At 64.8% G+C, this 14,634-nt stretch carries 12 protein-coding genes; 6 read left to right on the forward strand and 6 right to left on the reverse strand.

All coding sequences use genetic code 11. The annotated features are described in order from the left end of the window. Positions 1 to 3 precede the first annotated feature (3 nt). Positions 4 to 1,335, forward strand: a complete 1,332-nt coding sequence (locus tag ACK6AU_RS11000) for a DUF58 domain-containing protein (protein ID WP_409299288.1) — start codon at positions 4 to 6, stop codon at positions 1,333 to 1,335. Between the two features lie 15 nt (positions 1,336 to 1,350). Here ACK6AU_RS11000 and ACK6AU_RS11005 read toward each other — a convergent pair whose 3' ends face one another. Then, positions 1,351 to 1,710, reverse strand: coding sequence for a PilZ domain-containing protein (locus ACK6AU_RS11005; protein ID WP_185698433.1), 360 nt, complete (start codon positions 1,708 to 1,710; stop codon positions 1,351 to 1,353). A 242-nt stretch (positions 1,711 to 1,952) separates the two neighbouring features. Next, positions 1,953 to 2,327 (reverse strand): tetratricopeptide repeat protein, encoded by a 375-nt coding sequence (locus ACK6AU_RS11010; RefSeq protein ID WP_185698434.1) that lies wholly within the window; start codon positions 2,325 to 2,327, stop codon positions 1,953 to 1,955. 158 nt (positions 2,328 to 2,485) lie between these two features. On the opposite strand from ACK6AU_RS11010, the gene pyk reads away from it, so the two are divergent. Next, positions 2,486 to 3,937 carry a pyruvate kinase gene (pyk, locus tag ACK6AU_RS11015; RefSeq protein WP_185698435.1) on the forward strand — a complete coding sequence of 484 codons (1,452 nt, stop codon included), beginning with the start codon at positions 2,486 to 2,488 and terminating at the stop codon, positions 3,935 to 3,937. A gap of 96 nt (positions 3,938 to 4,033) precedes the next feature. Here the strand turns inward: pyk and ACK6AU_RS11020 are convergent, their stop codons facing one another. The 3 genes from ACK6AU_RS11020 to ACK6AU_RS11030 are packed head-to-tail and all read right to left on the reverse strand — an operon-like array spanning position 4,034 to position 6,849. After that, positions 4,034 to 4,783, reverse strand: coding sequence for an enoyl-CoA hydratase-related protein (locus ACK6AU_RS11020; RefSeq protein WP_185698436.1), 750 nt, complete (start codon positions 4,781 to 4,783; stop codon positions 4,034 to 4,036). Positions 4,784 to 4,811: 28 nt separating this feature from the next. Beyond that, on the reverse strand, positions 4,812 to 5,750 hold the full coding sequence (locus tag ACK6AU_RS11025) for an iron-sulfur-binding ferredoxin reductase (protein WP_185698437.1): 939 nt from the start codon (positions 5,748 to 5,750) through the stop codon (positions 4,812 to 4,814). After that, positions 5,743 to 6,849, reverse strand: coding sequence for a diguanylate cyclase domain-containing protein (locus tag ACK6AU_RS11030; RefSeq protein WP_409299292.1), 1,107 nt, complete (start codon positions 6,847 to 6,849; stop codon positions 5,743 to 5,745). Before ACK6AU_RS11030 ends, ACK6AU_RS11025 begins: the two co-directional genes overlap by 8 nt. A 416-nt stretch (positions 6,850 to 7,265) precedes the next feature. On the opposite strand from ACK6AU_RS11030, the gene ACK6AU_RS11035 reads away from it, so the two are divergent. The 4 genes from ACK6AU_RS11035 to ACK6AU_RS11050 all read left to right on the forward strand — a co-directional run bounded on the left by ACK6AU_RS11035 (position 7,266) and on the right by ACK6AU_RS11050 (position 13,575). Then, positions 7,266 to 8,789 carry a fumarate hydratase gene (locus ACK6AU_RS11035; protein WP_185698439.1) on the forward strand — a complete coding sequence of 508 codons (1,524 nt, stop codon included), beginning with the start codon at positions 7,266 to 7,268 and terminating at the stop codon, positions 8,787 to 8,789. A 150-nt stretch (positions 8,790 to 8,939) separates the two neighbouring features. After that, positions 8,940 to 10,706, forward strand: coding sequence for an ATP-binding protein (locus tag ACK6AU_RS11040; RefSeq protein ID WP_185698440.1), 1,767 nt, complete (start codon positions 8,940 to 8,942; stop codon positions 10,704 to 10,706). After that, complete coding sequence (locus ACK6AU_RS11045) at positions 10,700 to 12,034, forward strand: sigma-54-dependent transcriptional regulator (protein WP_409299295.1); 1,335 nt, start codon at positions 10,700 to 10,702, stop codon at positions 12,032 to 12,034. Before ACK6AU_RS11040 ends, ACK6AU_RS11045 begins: the two co-directional genes overlap by 7 nt. A 218-nt stretch (positions 12,035 to 12,252) precedes the next feature. Beyond that, a complete protein-coding gene (locus tag ACK6AU_RS11050; protein WP_409299297.1) occupies positions 12,253 to 13,575 on the forward strand; it encodes an MFS transporter in 1,323 nt (440 codons plus the stop codon). A gap of 55 nt (positions 13,576 to 13,630) precedes the next feature. Here ACK6AU_RS11050 and ACK6AU_RS11055 read toward each other — a convergent pair whose 3' ends face one another. Then, positions 13,631 to 14,386, reverse strand: coding sequence for a hypothetical protein (locus tag ACK6AU_RS11055; protein WP_409299299.1), 756 nt, complete (start codon positions 14,384 to 14,386; stop codon positions 13,631 to 13,633). Positions 14,387 to 14,634: the final 248 nt, after the last annotated feature.

The raw sequence follows: 14,634 nt of genomic DNA on the forward strand, positions 1-14,634 counted from the left end.
GCGATGAAACCGACCCGTCTGCTGCTGATCTGGCTCGGCGTCCTGGCAGGCCTGGGTACCGTTCTCGGAACAGTCCGGGCCCTGGGCGTGGAGATCGCCCCGCGCCTGGACTCGATCGCCTGGGGCCTGGTGCTGGCGCTGTCGTTGCTGGCCTTGCTCGACGCCCTGCGCGCCTGGCGCCTGCCTGCGCCGCAGGTACGCCGGCATCTGCCCGGCAGCCTGCCCCTGGGACGCTGGAGCGAAGTGCAACTGGAGATCCGCCACGCTTACGGGCAGGCGCTGGATGTGCAGTTGTTCGATCATCCGCCCCAGGGCCTGGCTTTCGAGCACCTGCCGCAGTTGGCCAGCCTCGAGCCCGGCCACGCCAGCCGCGTGAGCTACAACGTGCGCCCATTGCTGCGGGGCCGCTTCGATTTCGAGCGGTGCGCCGTCAGCTTGCCCAGCCCCCTCGGCCTGTGGCAAATCCGGCACCTGGTGGCGACCCAGGACAGCACTCGGGTCTACCCGGACTTCGCCCGCCTCTACGGCGGCCAGTTGCTGGCGGTGGACAACTGGCTCAGCCAGCTCGGGGTACGCCAGCGGCAACGCCGGGGCCTGGGCCTGGAGTTCAACCAGCTACGGGAATTTCGCGAGGGCGACAGCCTGCGCCAGATCGACTGGAAGGCCACCGCTCGCCAACGCACGCCAATCGCCCGGGAATACCAGGATGAACGCGACCAGCAGATCATCTTCATGCTCGATGGCGGACGCCGCATGCGCAGCCAGGACGATGAGCTGGCGCACTTCGACCACGCCCTCAACGCCTGCCTGCTGCTGAGCTACGTGGCCCTGCGCCAGGGAGATGCAGTGGGCTTGTGCAGCTTCGCCGCCAATCCGTCACGCTACCTGGCACCGGTCAAGGGACCGGCCCAGCTCAGCGTGTTGCTCAACGGCGTCTACGACCTGCAGAGCAGCCAGCGCCCCGCCGACTACCAGGCCGCCGCCAGCGAGCTGCTGGCCCGGCAGAAGCGCCGCGCGCTGGTGGTGCTGGTCACCAACCTGCGGGACGAGGACGACCAGGAACTGCTCACGGCGGTCAAGCGCATCGGGCGCCAGCATCGGGTGCTGGTGGCCAGCCTGCGCGAAGAAGTGCTCGACCAGGTGCGTCAGACGCCGGTGCAGACCCTCTCCGAGGCGCTGACCTACAGCGCCACGGTCCACTACCTCAACAGCCGCGCCGAGCTCCACGAGCGCCTGGGCGCCCACGGCATCAGCCTGCTCGACGTCCGCCCGGGAGAATTGGGCGCCGAGCTGGTAAGCCGTTATCTGAACTGGAAGAAAGCAGGCAGCCTGTAGCGGCTGCCCGGGGAATCAGGCCGAGGCCTGCAATGGGTAGAAGCTGAAGTAATGCCGCAGGGCCTGCTCCAGCTCGGCCAGCTCCGGTGAAGCACGCTGCAGGCTGAAGCCACTGTCGTAGTGATGCGGCGTGAGGTCCTCGTGGCACCAGAGGCAACGGGCGCTGAAATCCACCAATTGCAACTGGCCTTCGCCCGCGGGCACCTTGACCCGCAATTCGAACTCGCCACCGACCAACATCGGCAATTGGCTGATCAGCATCAGCCCATCGGCCGAGAGATTGCCGAGGAACCCGACGGGCTGGTCGGTGAACCGGTTGAAGACCTTTAAAAAAGACGGCAGCTGCTGCCGTTCGATCCGACGTTCCGTGAACATGCTGGGTATCGCTATGCAAAGGCCATTAAGCATGACCGCGCTAGTGCTTCGGAACGGCCCGATACTGGCTCGCCCTCCCGGCCAGCTAGGCGAGCAACGTCGCCATAGGGCTCCATGCCCCCGCCCCCGGAGAAGATCGGGGGGCAGTCTTCGAACCGCACCTGCAGAAGCTACATCTGCAGGGCCGCATGTGCGAATGTTAGCTCAAGCACCCGGGGCGATGGCAATGCCCCAAGAGGATCTCACAAGGCGGTGCGACGAACCTGGGCAGCACCGTTGGCTGGGTAGTGCCCCAGTTGCTGCAAGGTGTCCAGGCGCGCCCGGGCACGGTAGGCATATTCGCTGGTGGGGTACTGGGTGATGATGAACTGGTAGGTCTGGGCAGCGTCGACGAACAGCTTCTGGCGCTCCAGGCATTGGCCACGCAGCATCGACACTTCCGGCTGGATATAGCGCCGCGCACGGCTGGCGCGATCGACCTGGCTCAGCTCGAGCATCACTCGCTCGCAACTGCCGGCGTCATAGGCGCGGTAGGCGTTGTTCAGATGGTGGTCCATGGACCAGCGGGTACAGCCGACAACACTGACGGCCAGGGCAGCAATGAGTACGAATCGCATGGGGTATCTCCTGTCTTGTGCAGTGTATCGACTCATTGGCGAAAATCTTCAAGGTTGTCGCTGCAAACAAACAAAGCCTTTAAGTAGTGCAAACGAACAATGACTACAACTTCGGAGCATAGTAGCCTCTCGTTGCGCTTGAATTCAGGAGTCCGTGCATGTCCGTTCGTCGTACCAAAATCGTCGCCACCCTTGGCCCGGCCAGTAACTCGCCGGAAGTTCTCGAACAACTGATTCTCGCAGGCGTGGATGTCGCACGTCTGAACTTCTCCCACGGTACTCCCGCCGAGCACAAGGCCCGCGCCCAACTGGTCCGCGACCTGGCCGCCAAGCATGGACGCTTCGTGGCGATCCTGGGCGACCTGCAGGGCCCGAAGATCCGCATCGCCAAGTTCACCAACAAGCGCATCGAATTGAAGATCGGTGACAAGTTCATCTTCTCCACCAGTCACCCGCTGACCGAAGGCACCCAGGAAATCGTCGGCATCGACTATCCGGACCTGGTCAAGGACTGTGGCGTCGGCGACGAACTGCTGCTGGACGACGGCCGCGTGGTGATGCGCGTGGAAACCGCCACCGCCACCGAACTGCATTGCGTGGTGACCGTCGGCGGTCCGCTGTCGGACCACAAGGGCATCAACCGGCGCGGCGGAGGCCTGACCGCCCCGGCCCTGACCGACAAGGACAAGGCCGACATCAAGCTGGCGGCCGAGATGCAGGTCGACTACCTGGCCGTGTCCTTCCCCCGTGATGCCTCCGACATGGAATATGCACGCCAGCTGCGCGACGAAGCCGGCGCTACAGCCTGGCTGGTGGCCAAGATCGAGCGCGCCGAAGCCGTGGCCGACGACGAGACCCTCGATGGCCTGATCAAGGCCAGCGATGCAGTGATGGTCGCCCGTGGCGACCTGGGCGTGGAAATCGGCGATGCCGAGCTGGTGGGCATCCAGAAGAAAATCATCCTGCACGCCCGCCGTCACAACAAGGCGGTGATCGTGGCGACCCAGATGATGGAGTCGATGATCCAGAACCCGATGCCGACCCGTGCCGAAGTATCCGACGTGGCCAACGCCGTGCTCGACTACACCGACGCGGTCATGCTTTCGGCGGAAAGCGCCGCCGGTTCCTACCCGCTCGAAGCGGTCCAGGCCATGGCGCGGGTCTGCGTCGGTGCGGAAAAGCACCCGACCAGCAAGACCTCCAGCCACCGCATGGGCAACGTGTTCGAAAGCTGCGACCAGAGCATCGCCCTGGCTGCCATGTACACCGCCAACCACTTCCCCGGCGTGAAGGCGATCATCGCCCTGACCGAGAGCGGCTACACCCCGTTGATCATGTCGCGGATCCGCTCCTCGGTACCGATCTACGCCTACTCCCCGCATCGCGAGACCCAGGCCCGGGCCGCCATGTTCCGTGGCGTCTACACCATTCCGTTCGACCCGGCATCGCTGCCGCCGGAGCAGGTCAGCCAGGCCGCCATCGACGAGTTGCTCAAGCGTGGCGTCGTGGAAAAAGGCGACTGGGTGATCCTCACCAAGGGCGATAGCTACCACACCACCGGTGGCACCAACGGCATGAAGATCCTGCACGTTGGCGATCCGGTAGTCTGACTCAGGCTCCGCGCGAGACAAAAAAGCCCCGGCGTGAACACGCCGGGGCTTTTTCATGTGCGCACGTTTTTTTTCGCGTAGCGCCAGTTCCGTTCCTCAGCTCTTGGCGAGGAACCCGGACAAGGCGGCGATCGCTTCCGGTGAACGCAGGCGCTGGGTGAACAGCTTGCCCTCCTCCTCGATGACCCGGCGCAGCAGCTCACGATCCGCGGCCTTCATCAGTTGCTTGCTGACCTGCACAGCTCCCGGCGCCAGCTGGCTGAAACGCAAAGCCGCTTCCCGGGCCTTGGCCAGGGTCGCCGCGCCGCTTTCCAAGGCAGCGGTGGCGACGCCCCAGGCGGCTGCCTGCTCACCGGAAAAACCCTCGCCCAGCAACAGCAGCTCGGCGGCCCTGGCCTGGCCCAACAGCCGCGGCAGGATCAGGCTCGAGCCGAACTCCGGACACAACCCGAGGTTGACGAACGGCATGCGCAGGCGCGCGTCACGACTGACGTAGACCAGATCGCAATGCAGCAGCAATGTGGTGCCGATGCCCACCGCCGGGCCGGCCACCGCTGCCACCACCGGCTTGCGGCACTCCAGCAGGCTGCGCATGAAGTGGAACACCGGGCTATCCAGGTCGGTAGGCGGTTGCTGGAGAAAGTCGGCGATGTCATTGCCGGCAGTGAAGCACTCGTTGCTTCCGCAGATCAGCAGCGCGTTGATTTCAGGGTCGGCATCGGCCTCGACCAGGACCTCGGCCAGGCGGCTGTACATGGCGCGGGTCAGGGCATTCTTCTTGTCGGGGCGGTTCAGGCGCAGGGTCAGCAGCCCGCCCTCGCGTTGCAGCTCGATGGCATCGGTCATGGGGATCTCGCTCTGGGGAAATCAGCACTCAACCACGGGGCAGGAACACATCGGCCAGCAGTTGGTTGCGCGGCAACCCAGCCAGGTAGAGGCGCCTGGCGAAGGCTTCGACACTGTCAGGGTGACCGCAGAGTAAGGCCTGGGTTTGCCGGGAAACAAGCCGCAATTGCGCCAGGAACGACGCCAGCTGCGCCCCCTCCAGTAGCTCCACGGTCAGTTGGGGGCGGTTGGCCGCCAGTGCCGCCAGGGGTTTGGCCAGGTAGTGCTCGCTCGCATCATGGGCCACGTGAATGACCCGGATGGGGCCCTGGTGATCCTGGCGCAAGGCCTCGCGCAGCACCCCGAACAACGGTGCCAGGCCGGTTCCCGCGGCCAGCAGCCAGAGCGGCCGCTGCTGCCAGTCCGGATCGTAATGCAGGGCGCCGCCGCGCAACTCCCCCAGGCGCAGCGGATCGCCCACTTGCAACTGGCGGGCCGCGTCGCTGAACTGCCCCGGATGACGGCAATCGAGATGGAACTCCAGGAAGCGGTCATCCTCGGGCAGGCTGGCCAGGGAGTATGGCCGGGCGATCCGGCTGGCGGTCCACAGCACCAGGTGCTGGCCGGCCTGGTAGCGCAGCGGCCGCCCGGGTTGCAAGCGCAGGCGCAGGACCGTGGTGGACAGCCAATCGATACCTATGACGGTGGCAGGCAAGCCGTCCCGCAAAGGATCGAAGGTCTCCACCTGAAGGTCCTCTATCACCTGGCATTGGCAGGCCAGGCGCCAGCCCAGCTGCCGCTGCTGGTTGCTCAAGGCATCGGGCCGGCTGTCGGCGGGCAAGCCCTGGACGCAGTGCACCAGGCAGGCATGGCAGCTCCCGGCCCGACAGCTGTAGGGTACGGCCACCCCGGCCTGGTTCAACGCATCCAGCAGATTACTGCCAGGCGCCACCTGCCAGCGCAGGTCGCCCACGGTCAATTCAGGCATCGAGTGTTTCCCAGGCTGCACAGCAGCGATTGCGCCCATCGCGCTTGGCCCGATACAGCGCCTGGTCGGCGCGCTGCAAGCCGTTATCCAGCTCGTCGCCGGCCCGCAACAGGGTCATGCCTGCCGACAGGCTGAGATCGGGGATGTCCAGGCCCACCAGTTGCACTTGCATGAAGGCCAGGCGCAGGCGCTCGCAACAGGAAGTCAGGCGCTCGGCATCGCATTCGGGCAGCAGCACCACGAACTCTTCGCCGCCATAACGCGCCAGCACATCGCCGTCCCGCAGGCAGGCGGTGGCCACCGCGGAAAACGCCTGCAGCACCTGGTCGCCCGCCGCATGGCCATGGATGTCGTTGATGCGCTTGAAATGATCCAGGTCGATCAGCGCCAGCCCGTGGACCTGCTGCCGGTCCATGGCCTGTAGCTCACGGCCGGCGAGACGCAGGAAGTGCCGGCGGTTGAACAAGCCGGTCAGTTCGTCGGTGGCCACCAGGTCCTCGAGCTGGCGCATCATGCCGCGCAGGGTGTCCTGGTGGGCCTGCAAGGCGAACCGGCGCTGGCGCATCCGTGAGCGCGAGGCCTGGACATAGGCGGCGTACAGGCACAACCACACCAGCATCACCAGCAGTACGCAGACCTGCAGCGCCGCCAGTTGCGGGTCGTCGAGGGCAAAGTGATAGCCGTCCCAGAGATTGACCCCGGCAAAGCAGAAGAAGATCAGCGCCGCGCAACGCAGGTAGGCCCGGCTCGACAAATGGAACAGGCCGAACAGCAGCGGCAGCACATAGAACACCAGGAAGGCGCCCCGGGCCTGGTCGAGCAAGGCGACCAGCCAGGTCTGCCAGGCGATGCCCAGGACCACCTGGACCTCGGTCAGGCTGGGATCGGCCAGGCGCAGGTTGCGCCCGCTGAGGAATACCCAGCACAGCAATCCCTGGCTGGCCAGGACCAGGGCCGTGCCCAACAGCGCACTGCCGGTGGATGCCCGGTAGTGTCCCGTGAGAACGGCCAGCCAGAACAGCAGCAGGATCAGTCCGTAGGTGCCCGCAGCGATGGTGAAGCGCTTGAATAACAAGCTCTGGATGGCTTTATGGGTCAATCGTTGACTCACCGTGAGATAAAGAGGCTCTAGAGTTTCCTACTCTGCAGGCCACTCGCCACTTTAGTGCCGCGCCCGGCAAATGACTATGCAAATTTCCGGCAGTCCTCCGAGCGGTCATCACGCCCCAAAGGCAAGAACAGTGCCCGTGCGCCAGGCGACTTTCGTTTGCCTGCCTGGCGGGTGTGCCCAGCCCACAGGCGCGGTATACTGCCGCGCCTTTTTAGTGTCGCGCCAGTTGCCTGTCCGGCGTGCCTAAGGTTCTGCACGACAACTCGCCTCGCCTGTTTTCAACGCCGCAGGGTCAGCGCGCAGGCCGTTTTCGTACATGACCCGGAAGGTGCCTGCAACCGACCGATCCACCCAAGCTGCAGTCACCTTATTAAATGTTCCCGTCTTTTAGAGGAGCGCGACTCATGACCGTGATCAAGCAAGACGACCTGATTCAGAGCGTTGCCGACGCCCTGCAGTTCATTTCCTACTACCACCCCGTGGACTTCATCCAGGCGATGCACGAGGCCTACCTGCGCGAAGAATCGCCAGCGGCCCGCGACTCCATGGCACAGATCCTGATCAACTCGCGCATGTGCGCCACCGGCCACCGGCCGATCTGCCAGGACACCGGCATCGTCACCGTATTCGTGCGCGTAGGCATGGACGTACGCTGGGACGGCGCCACCATGAGCCTGGACGACATGATCAACGAGGGCGTGCGTCGCGCCTACAACCTGCCGGAAAACGTCTTGCGCGCCTCGATCCTGGCCGACCCGGCCGGTGCCCGCAAGAACACCAAGGACAACACCCCGGCGGTGATCCACTACTCCATCGTTCCCGGCAACACCGTGGAAGTGGACGTGGCAGCCAAGGGCGGCGGCTCCGAGAACAAATCGAAGATGGCCATGCTCAACCCGTCCGACTCGATCGTCGACTGGGTCCTCAAGACCGTGCCGACCATGGGCGCCGGCTGGTGCCCGCCCGGCATGCTCGGCATCGGCATCGGCGGTACCGCCGAGAAGGCCGCGGTGATGGCCAAGGAAGTGTTGATGGAATCCATCGACATCCATGAACTCAAGGCCCGTGGCCCGCAGAACCGCATCGAGGAACTGCGCCTGGAGCTGTTCGAGAAGGTCAACCAGCTGGGCATCGGCGCCCAGGGCCTGGGTGGCCTGACCACCGTGCTCGACGTGAAGATCATGGACTACCCGACCCACGCCGCTTCGCTGCCGGTGTGCATGATCCCCAACTGCGCCGCCACCCGCCACGCGCACTTCGTGCTCGACGGCTCGGGCCCGGCCGCCCTGGAGGCGCCGCCTCTGGACGCCTACCCGGAAATCGTCTGGGAAGCCGGCCCATCGGCCCGTCGCGTCAACCTCGACACCCTGACTCCGGAAGAAGTGCAAAGCTGGAAGCCGGGCGAGACCGTCCTGCTCAACGGCAAGATGCTCACCGGCCGCGATGCCGCGCACAAGCGCATGGTCGAGATGCTCAACCGTGGCGAACAGCTACCGGTGGACCTCAAGGGTCGCTTCATCTACTACGTCGGCCCGGTGGATCCGGTCGGTGACGAAGTGGTGGGCCCAGCCGGTCCGACCACCGCCACCCGCATGGACAAGTTCACCCGCCAGATCCTCGAGCAAACCGGCCTGCTGGGCATGATCGGCAAGTCCGAGCGCGGCCCGACCGCCATCGACGCGATCAAGGACAGCAAGGCCGTGTACCTGATGGCCGTCGGTGGCGCCGCCTACCTGGTGGCCCAGGCGATCAAGAAATCCAAGGTCCTGGCCTTCGCCGAGCTGGGCATGGAAGCGATCTACGAGTTCGAGGTCAAGGACATGCCCGTCACCGTCGCCGTGGACAGCAAGGGCGAGTCGGTACATATCACCGGTCCCGCCATCTGGCAGAAAAAGATCAGTGACAGCCTGGCAGTAGAAGTGCAATAAGCCTTCCCGGCCTGGCTAGAGCGGCGGCGCTGTTGATCCAACGGCCCGCCGCTTTTTTGTGCCGCGCCCCTTGCCGACACTGTCCGCGATCAACGTTCCACCCGGCGCTCATGCTATCGTTCCCGCCCCCCTTGCAGCCTGCCCCGACCCATGGCCCAGATCTCACGCTCCCTTCGCCTGACGCTCTACATCCTGGTGATTATCGCTGGCACCGTCGTCAGCGCCGGCCTGGCCATGCGCCACGCCGAACGCCAGACCCTGGTGGAGGAAGCCGCACGTGCCAATGAGCAATTGGGACTGTATGCCAACTCCCTGCACACCCTGATCGAACGTTATCGGGCACTGCCGGCGGTGCTGGCCCTGGACCCGGAGTTGCGCGCGGCACTCCAGGGACCGGTGACGCCCGAAACCCAGGACGCGCTGAACCGCAAGCTGGAGAAGATCAACGGCGCCGCCCGTTCCTCGACCCTGGAACTGCTCAACCATGACGGCCTGGCCGTGGCCGCCAGCAACTGGCGCCTGCCCAGCAGCTACGTCGGCCACAACTACGGTTTCCGTCCCTACTTCAAGCAGACCCGCAGCCAGGGCAGCGGGCGCTTCTATGCCATCGGCGTGACCAGCGGCATCCCCGGGTATTTCCTCTCCAGCGCGGTCAAGGCCGACAACGACGAGTTCCTCGGGGCCATGGTGGTCAAGCTGGAGTTTCCCGAGCTGGAACATGAATGGAGCCAGGGCAGCGATACCCTGCTGGTAACCGATGCCCGCGGCATCGTGTTCATCGCCAACCAGCCGGGCTGGCGCTACCGCCACCTGCAGCCGCTGTCGGCCAACGACCTGGAAGAGATCCGCTTGACCCGCCAGTACGACAAGCAACTGCTGGTGCCCCTGCAACATACCCAGCTGCAGCAAATTGACGACGGCAGCCAGTTGATCCGCGTCCAGGACGACCAGGGCGCGACCAATTACCTCTGGGAATCCCTGCCGCTGTCCGCCGAGGGCTGGACCCTGCACCTGCTGCGCAAGCCGCCCACTGCCTTCGAGGAAAGCCGCAACGCCGGCCTCGCCGCCGGTGGCGCCTGGCTGGCCCTGGTGTTCCTGCTGCTATTCCTCAACCAGCGCTGGCGCCTGGGCAAGATCCGCCAACGCAATCGCCAGGAGCTGGAACAACTGGTGGAGGAGCGCACCCGCGACCTGCGCACCGCCCAGGAAGGCCTGGTGCAATCGGCCAAGCTCGCGGCCCTGGGGCAGATGTCCGCAGCCCTGGCCCATGAAATCAACCAGCCCCTGACCACCCAGCGCATGCAGTTGGCCACCTTGCGACTGCTGCTGGAGCACGGCCGGGTAGACGAAGCCTACAAGGCCCTGCGGCCGCTGGACGACATGCTGACCCGCATGGCCGCCCTGACCAGCCACCTCAAGACCTTCGCCCGCAAGAGCCCCAGCGGCCTGCGCGAACGCCTGGACCTGGCCGCGGTGGTGGACCAGTCCCTGCAACTGCTCGAAGCACGGCTGCGCACGGAGAACATCCAGGTCATGCTGCAAGTGGCTCGCCCCGCCTGGGTCCGCGGTGATGCCATCCGCCTGGAGCAGGTCTTGATCAACCTGCTGCGCAACGCCCTGGACGCCATGCTGGACAAGCCCCACAAACACCTGCAGATCAGCCTCGAGGCCGAGGACCAGCTCTGGCAGTTGCGCGTGGCCGATACCGGCGGCGGGATCGCCGACGAGCATCTGCTGAGCGTGTTCGATCCGTTCTTCACCACCAAGCCGGTGGGCGACGGCCTCGGGCTCGGGCTGGCTGTATCCTACGCCATCGTCCATGAACTGGGCGGCCGCCTGAGCGTCGCCAACCAGGACCAGGGCGCAGTGTTCACCCTGAGCCTGCCCATCGACCTGGAGGCACATATCCAATGCTGAACTCCGTGCTGGTGGTGGACGACGAAGCCAGCATCCGCAGCGCCGTGGAGCAGTGGCTGAGCCTGTCGGGCTTCGAGGTGCAACTGTTCAGCCGGGCCGAGGAATGCCTGGCGCGACTGCCACGGGACTTTCCCGGGGTGATCCTCAGCGATGTGCGCATGCCCGGCATCAGCGGCCTGGAACTGCTGGCCCAGATCCAGCGCCTGGACCCGGACCTGCCGGTGATCCTCCTGACCGGCCATGGCGACGTGCCGATGGCGGTGGAGGCCATGCGCGATGGCGCCTATGACTTCCTGGAAAAACCCTTCAGCCCCGACATCCTGCTCAGCTGCCTGCGCCGGGCCCTGGACAAGCGCCGGCTGGTGCTGGAGAACCGCCGCCTGCACCAGCAGGCCGATAGCCGCGCCAGGCTCGACGCCACCTTGCTCGGCGTCTCCCAAGCCTTGCAGACCCTGCGCCGCCAGGTGCTGGAGCTGGCCCCGCTGCCGGTGAACGTACTGGTGCGGGGCGAAACCGGTAGCGGCAAGGAGCTGATCGCCCGCTGTCTGCATGACTTCGGACCGCGGGCCGACAAGCCCTTCGTCGCCCTCAATTGCGCGGCGATTCCCGAGCAACTGTTCGAGGCCGAGCTGTTCGGCCACGAAAGCGGCGCCTTCACCGGTGCCCAAGGCAAGCGCATCGGCAAGCTGGAATATGCCAACGGCGGCACCCTGTTCCTCGACGAGATCGAAAGCATGCCCCTGGCCCAGCAGGTCAAGCTGTTGCGGGTGCTGCAGGAACAGAAGCTCGAACGCCTGGGCTCCAACCAGAGCATCAGCGTCGACCTGCGGATCATCGCCGCCACCAAGCCCGACTTGCTGGAAGAGGCCCGGGCCGGGCGTTTTCGCGAAGACCTGGCCTACCGCCTGACCGTTGCCGAACTGCGCCTGCCGCCATTGCGCGAACGCCGCGAGGACATCCCCCTGCTCTACGAGCATTTCGCCCGCCAGGCCGGACAGCGCCTGGGCCGCCAGGTGATGGCGCTGGACGGTCCACAGCTGGCCCGCCTGTTCAGCCATGACTGGCCCGGCAACGTGCGCGAGCTGGCCAATGCCGCCGAGCGCCAAGTGCTGGGGCTGCAAGAGCAGCAGGCCGAACCGCTCGCCGTCGGCCAATCCCTCGCCGCCCAGCAAGAGGCCTTCGAAGCCCAGTGCCTGCGTGCCGCCCTGGCCCGGCACAAGGGCGAGATCAAGGCGGTGCTCCACGAACTGCAACTGCCGCGCCGCACGCTGAACGAAAAGATGCAGCGCCATGGCCTGAGCCGGGAAATGTTCGTCAAGGGCAGTTGAAAATCCTGAGGGCCGCAAGGCATGCATCTGGCCCTTGGCGGCGCCCCTTCCTAGGCAATTTCCCGCTCATAGCCCTCCCCGCGATAAGCGGATTTCCGCTTATCGATTCATCAAGACCCTTCTAGACCGGGCTTCTGCCTCCTGGCACAGCTCCTGCTATAGCCCTGGCAGGCTGCGTTTGCGCGCACTCCACAACAACAATGAATAGAAGGTTCGTGATGGATATTTCCAATACCCTGCCTGCCGGGTCGGCCGCCGTGCCCGCCCAGGACAAGACCACCGCCAGCCGCTTGAAATCGATTTTCAGCGGCTCGATCGGCAACATGGTCGAGTGGTACGACTGGTACGTCTACGCCGCATTCTCGCTGTACTTCGCCAAGGTCTTCTTCCCCAAGGGCGACACCACTGCCCAACTGCTCAATACCGCCGCGATCTTCGCCGTGGGCTTCCTGATGCGCCCGATCGGCGGCTGGTTGATGGGGCTCTACGCCGACCGCAAGGGGCGCAAGGCCGCCTTGATGGCCTCGGTGCTGCTGATGTGCGCAGGCTCCCTGATCATCGCCCTGACTCCGGGCTACGAGACCATCGGCGTTGGCGCGCCGATCCTGCTGGTGCTGGCGCGACTGATGCAGGGCTTGTCGGTGGGCGGTGAATACGGCACCTCGGCCACCTACCTCAGCGAGATGGCGACCAAGCAAAGCCGTGGTTTCTTCTCCAGCTTCCAGTACGTCACCCTGATCTCCGGCCAGCTCATCGCCCTGGCGGTGCTGATCGTCCTGCAGAACCTGCTGACCACCGAAGAATTGCAGTCCTGGGGCTGGCGGATTCCGTTCGCCATCGGCGCCCTCTGCGCCGTGGTGGCGCTGTACCTGCGCCGTGGCATGGAGGAAACCGAGTCCTTCGCCAAGAAGAAGGAAAAACCCAAGGAAAGCCTGATGCGCACCCTGCTGCGTCATCCCAAGGAACTGCTGACCGTGGTTGGCCTGACCATGGGCGGCACCCTGGCCTTCTACACCTACACCACCTACATGCAGAAGTACCTGGTGAACACCGTCGGCATGAGCATTTCCGACTCCACCACCATTTCCGCGGCGACCCTGTTCCTGTTCATGTGCCTGCAACCGGTGATCGGCGGCCTGTCGGACAAGATCGGCCGACGCCCGATCCTGATCGCCTTCGGTGTGCTCGGCACCCTGTTCACGGTGCCGATCCTCAGCACCTTGCATAGCATCCAGACCTGGTGGGGCGCGTTCTTCCTGATCATGGCGGCCCTGATCATCGTCAGTGGCTACACCTCGATCAACGCGGTGGTGAAGGCCGAGCTGTTCCCGACCGAGATCCGCGCCCTGGGCGTGGGCCTGCCCTATGCCCTGACCGTCTCGCTATTCGGCGGTACCGCGGAATACATCGCCCTGTGGTTCAAGAGCATCGGCATGGAAACCGGCTACTACTGGTACGTCACCGCCTGCATCGCCTGCTCGTTGCTGGTCTACGCGACCATGAAGGACACCGGCAAGCACTCGCGGATCGAAACCGACTGACAAGACCAAGCGCCCGGGTGCAAGGCCCGGGCGCTTGGTTCGACCCATCCAGGCCTCAAGACAGTTGCGCGGCGCCCTGGCGCGAGTCGCGCTTCTGCGCCCAGCAGGCCCCGACGACCAGCACCAGCAGGATTCCCGCCAAGACCACCGACGAGCCGACGGTGCCGAAGTCCAGCCCGCCCTTTTCATGGGACTTGGTCAGGAAATCGCCCAAGGTCGCACCGAACGGCCGGGTCAGCACGAACGCCACCCAGAACAGCAGGACCGGCGACAGCCTGGTGCAATACTTGAGCACCACTACCAGGGCAATGGCCGAGCCGATCAGCAACGCTCCACCGGCAAAGCCCAGGCCCGAGTCGTCCGCCAGGAAATCACCGAGCGCGGTGCCCAGGGTGTTGGAAAACAGGATCGCCAGCCAATAGAACAGCTCGCCACGAAAACCCTGGACCCGGTTCACGTTCAACGACTCGCCGCTCATGCGCCAGGCGGCGAAGATCACCAGCAAGATAGCGATCAGGATCAGCGACCCGCTGGCGTAGCCCAGGCCCAGGGTGCGGTCCATGAAATCGGACATGGTAGTGCCCGCGGTACTGGTGGAGAGAATCACCAGCCAATACAGCACCGGGTTGTAGGCCTTGGAAAACAGCTGGGTGACCAGCGTCAGCAGGAACAGGCTGATGAGGATCATCGAGCTGATGGCGTAGCCGACATCGAGGGTCATCGACAGCAAATCACCGGCGGTTTCGCCCAGGGTCGTCGCACAGATTTTCATGACCCAGAAGGCCAGGGTGATCTGGGGAAGTTTGTTCATTCGGTAGGGAGCTCCAAGGGTCGCATTCGAGATGGCCTGTCTTGGTATGCAGGCTTGCGTGGAGGCTGAACGGCGGCGAGTGAAAAATCGGTAGGGCGCGGATGAAAAAACCGTTGACCGGCATTTTTTGGTTCATGACGGCTCAATCAACGATCAGTTAACCCGAGGTGTCCAACCTGTCAGCGGAGTAAACCCGAATCCATCCAGAAGCCTGATGCCCCTTATAGGCAGGTGGGCACAGACCGCTA

This window comes from Pseudomonas sp. KCJK8993 (assembly GCF_046230915.1).
Lineage (GTDB): Bacteria > Pseudomonadota > Gammaproteobacteria > Pseudomonadales > Pseudomonadaceae > Aquipseudomonas > Aquipseudomonas piscis.